Raw genomic sequence first — 4,543 nt, forward strand, 5'->3', positions numbered from 1 at the left:
CTATAGCTGATTTCCTTACCTATTGGTTTGCATCGAAAAATTCTGCAGAAGATAGCGAAAAAACAAATCAAAACTCACAAGAAGAAAAAAATAAAGATTCTCAGAAAGAAAGTAAAAATAAGAAAAAAAACGGAAACAATAAAGAACCACAAAACAATAATGATGGAAAGGGTAACATACTTGAACAAGTCAGGAAGCATCATGACAAAAAGCGCGATGAAAAAAAACAAGAATTCAGGGATGAAGGATGTAGAATATGTAAAACAGAAATAGTATTCAAAACTAAGACGGATAAGGGGGTAGTAAGATCTCGTGCGGATATTGTTGGTATAAAGGATGGTAAACTGTTTGTTGGTGATGTAAAAACGGGAAAAGCTGGTTTAAGTGGAAACCAAAAGATTTTGAAAGAAGCATATAAAGAAGGAAATGCAGAGCCCACAAAAGGAAAACTTATAGAATTTTTTAAAGAGAACAAAGAGTTCTTAGAGAAATATCAAAAAGATTTCAAAGATTTTAAAGGAAGTAAGAAAGAATTGGAAAATGAGAATAGAAAATGGATTAAAGAACAATTGAATAATAAGTTAGACAAAATGGACTTTTACACTTTTCATTATCCAGGACTTTTTGAATGAAAGTGAAGTGTTATGCGAACTAAAGACGTGACAGAGATTTTAAAAACGCTTGGCTGGGAACCTTATCGTGCTGAAGATGGTAGTATGTTTGCGCATTATCATCTTCCCGATCGCATTGTAGGCATTAGTTATGATGTTGTAGATTATGGAGAGGATGGGGGAAAGTTTCGGCTATCGGCTAATCTTACCACTGCTGCTTATTGCCTTGCTTGGGAATATGCTAGTGGTGAAGTATCACAGGATAAGTATGAAGATACGCTATTTTCTGCGAAAGAGGATTTCGATGTTACAGCTTTAGATCTCTCAGAAAGCCATGTTAAGGAATTTTTAAATAGGGTTATTGCTTGGGCGCAAGCACAAGATATTGAAAAAAAATTACATGAAGAAGCTGCTAATCATTCTGCTGTTGCAGAAGCATTACTTGGTGATATTGAGGCTTTAAAAAGTTCTAAGTTTACACCCCAATTACATGTACCAGAATTTGCAGATTACAAAACAATAGGGTGGATTGAGCGCCTCATTCTTTTTGCGCAAGCTTATAAAAACGGGGAGTTAGATGACACTTTAGCGTGTAAAAAACCTAAACAGTGGTCGATGAGTCTTACAGCAGCAACTCGCATTTTTAAAATTCAAGGGTGGTTTGCCACAGAGCTTGGGAAAATGTGGTTGGTTTTGCCGGATCGTTTTATTAAGTTAGATTTTGGCTTTGTACATCTCTATGATCAGTACAATATTCATCTCGAAGCTGAAATATCTAATGAAGAGATTTCTTTGGCTTGCTTGTATATTCATTTTTGTGGACAACGTAATCTTGTACGACCTACGGATATTTATCGATCTTTTAATACAATTGGAGGAGAGAATTTTCGTGGGGTTGATAAAGGAATTGATATTTGTGTAGAGATATTGAATGAGCAAGAGTTGACAAAAATCTCTGAGCGGGTGATACAGTGGGCACGTGCCCAAGATTTACAAGCATCAATAGAAAGCAAAACGCTTATCCAAAAATATAGCTATTATCCAGCTGTGATTTGGCATTTGGCTTGTTTAGCATTGACAGGTCAAATTGATGTCCTAAAATCCTATCAAGATTCTATCGCAGAGGATAAGATTCCTGAGCATTTGCAAAATCTTGATGAAGAACTGGAGGGGTATGTTAATCACGCTGTTGAATTTGCTGAAAGACATCTGAAAATCTTTAATGAGCGAAAAGCCATAGATGATCGTCTTAGTTTGCAAGATTTGTCTTTTCTTAATACAGTTTCTGAAGACTTAAAAAGGATGGGGTGGACAGTTTATCGAGATAAGAACTATGATCGCAATGCTTATTTTGTAAGTAAAGACCGTATCATCAATATAATGTATAACCTTCAAAGTGATGAAGAAGAGCCGATTGTTGTATTTAAGGCTTCACTTTCAACACTTGGCTTTTCCTCTGCTCATAAAGAGATTTTCTATAATATGCCTCAATATATAGCCCTCAAAGAAGCAGAAGAAGTTTATACAGTTTCTAGTACTGAATTGGATAGAGGCAAGCTAAAGGAGATTTGTACAGATATACTTGAATGGGCAGATCGGCAAAATGTCAATCAAATCATTTATGATTATGCGGCTTTTTCCCCAGACAGTGAACTTGATCTTGTAGCGCGTCACCTTATTGCGCTTGTTTTGATTGGGGATGTTGAAAAGCTCAAATCTTATAAGGAGAATTTTAGAAAGGGAAATCCTTTAGGTTTTGTGGAAGAAATCTCAAAATATAGAATTGATAATCTCCTCACTCTTGCACGGGGTTATCGAGCAGGTTTTCCGAAAAATGCACCGATTTTGAGCTTGGATCCGCAAATAGCATCTGTTGCTTCTAAAACAACTTCTGTTGAAGTGGCAGAGGAAGTGGATGAAGTGGATGACAATGATGATCGTCTCACCATGGAAAGTGCTCATGCACTTTTAAAAAGCTTAGGCTGGTCAACCGAGAAAATCAATGAGAATGACCATATGGCAAGCTATCAATTGGCTGATCGTGAAGTAGATATTCTTTATAACGACGAAATTGCCAAAGACTACCCGCAATTTGATAGCGCCTTTATGATTAGCACGGGCATTCTTTCCACCGCTTGTAAATTCATTGATCCTACCTACACGGAAGATATTCCAGATATACAGCTTAATTTTGAAGCCAAGGGATTAGAAATCTTTGAACCAGAAGTCACTACGGATCGTTTAACACAGGCGCTTGATGATGCTTTAGAATGGGCGGTAACAGACATTGACCTTTCTAAAAGACTTCGCTCTGATTATGGCACTGCTCCTTGGGAAAAAGGCGCCACGTCTAAAGCAAACGATACGGACTATGCTTTACTTCATCTTGGCGCTCTTGCTTTATTGGGTGATGTTGAGACCTTACAATCTTATCAGAAAAGCTTTACGGCAGGTGATCACCTAGGTTTTGACGACAGCATCAACAAAATCCACCTTGAACGGGCAATAGCTTTAGCGCAAGAAGTAGCAAAAGCTAAACAGCTGAGTTACGCTTTGATTGAACGGGTGGCAAAAGATTTTGATGATCACTCAGAGCTTTCTAGCGAGGAATAACCTCGCTCTTGGAAGGAGAGTTTATTTAAGTCTATTTAGAACAAAGAATAAATTGATTATTTTGAAAAAATCGAGGGGATTATGAATCATGAAATGGATAAAGAAAAAAAGTATGGGGGCAGCTGAGCCGGTGGAATTTAAAAGTCAAAAAGTTTATCAGGAAGATGAACTGTTTGAGCCCGAAACAGTTTCTTCTTGGAAAGAAGAAGGACAGATAGTAACGGGTACAAATGTGGAAAGAATGGTATCAGGAAGAGCACCTATTGGAGTCGATTTTAGACCTATTATGTTACATCCTGTGACACAAGAACAAGATAGTCCTCTCGTTGAGGTTCTCTACTCATTTTATCAAGGCAGGAGTTTGGTTGCTCCTATGAATCCAAAGACAAATTTTATCAGAAAAGTTATTTGTTGGATTTCAAAAAAAATTCCTAAGTAGGAAAAAAGAAAGAGTAATTATTGCAAATATTGAAATAATATCCCTAAAAGGCGCTCTCTAAACTTTAATGATCACCTCCTTTAATTCCATCATATATTGTAAATGCGAGATGATTGTACAGAGACAGATGAGAAAAGAGCTCCGTCAAGAACATATCTCTTATGATTTTATCAATCTCATCTCAATTCCATTGGCTATAGTAGAAAAAGATTGATCATTAGGAACACTCATTATGAGTAAAAACACGCTGTGACTTATGGAGAAAAATTTATGAAAAGTTATACTTTATCAGATGTTGCACAATATGTTGATATGCATAGTCATGTTATTAATTTTGGTACTCAAGATAATGCCCCTGATGATGTACGGATTAAAACAGCTGAGAACACTCTTGGTTTACAATTTACCTCTTCCTATAAGAATTTTTTAAAAAATTATGGAGGAGGAGAAATTGGAGGTGAAGAAATATTCAGTATTTATGAAATCTGTGCAGGTATTCCTGCTGGTGATATTGTTTACCGAAATTTGCTCGATAGAAGAGATGGCTTTACGTCCCCCAAACAACTTGTTATCTGCACAACTGATTTTGGTGAAACCTTTTATTTTGATTATACGCAGTTTCGGGATGGTGAATGCCCACTCTATCTCAAGTATACATCTGAAGATTCCGAATATTACGCAAGTAATTTTTATGAATTTCTCTGCAAAAGAATTAAAGAGTATGCAGGGGAAGATTCATGAAAACTTATACCTTAGATGATGTTATACAACTAGTTGATAAATAGGATAATTGCGATTTATTTCTTGTTATGAAAACATCTAAAAAGAGATTGATCATTATAAAGATTAGCAAAATCCCTTTTAATAGACCGTGTCAGTG

The 4,543-nt window shown here is 36.2% G+C and carries 3 protein-coding genes and 1 pseudogene; all 4 read left to right on the forward strand.

Annotation, left to right across the window (positions count from 1 at the left end; translation table 11 throughout):
• Nucleotides 1-632: pseudogene (locus ACFINU_RS09105) on the forward strand (hypothetical protein); the annotation flags it as partial.
• 12 nt (nt 633-644) lie between these two features.
• Nucleotides 645-3,224, forward strand: a complete 2,580-nt coding sequence (locus tag ACFINU_RS09110; RefSeq protein ID WP_375618708.1) for a DUF6990 domain-containing protein — start codon at nt 645-647, stop codon at nt 3,222-3,224.
• Between the two features lie 88 nt (nt 3,225-3,312).
• Nucleotides 3,313-3,663 carry an HNH/ENDO VII family nuclease gene (locus tag ACFINU_RS09115; RefSeq protein ID WP_375618707.1) on the forward strand — a complete coding sequence of 117 codons (351 nt, stop codon included), beginning with the start codon at nt 3,313-3,315 and terminating at the stop codon, nt 3,661-3,663.
• 270 nt (nt 3,664-3,933) lie between these two features.
• Nucleotides 3,934-4,404, forward strand: a complete 471-nt coding sequence (locus ACFINU_RS09120; protein WP_375618706.1) for an SMI1/KNR4 family protein — start codon at nt 3,934-3,936, stop codon at nt 4,402-4,404.
• Nucleotides 4,405-4,543: the final 139 nt, after the last annotated feature.

The sequence above is a fragment of the Bartonella sp. AC130YNZD genome, assembly GCF_042196865.1.
Lineage (GTDB): Bacteria > Pseudomonadota > Alphaproteobacteria > Rhizobiales > Rhizobiaceae > Bartonella.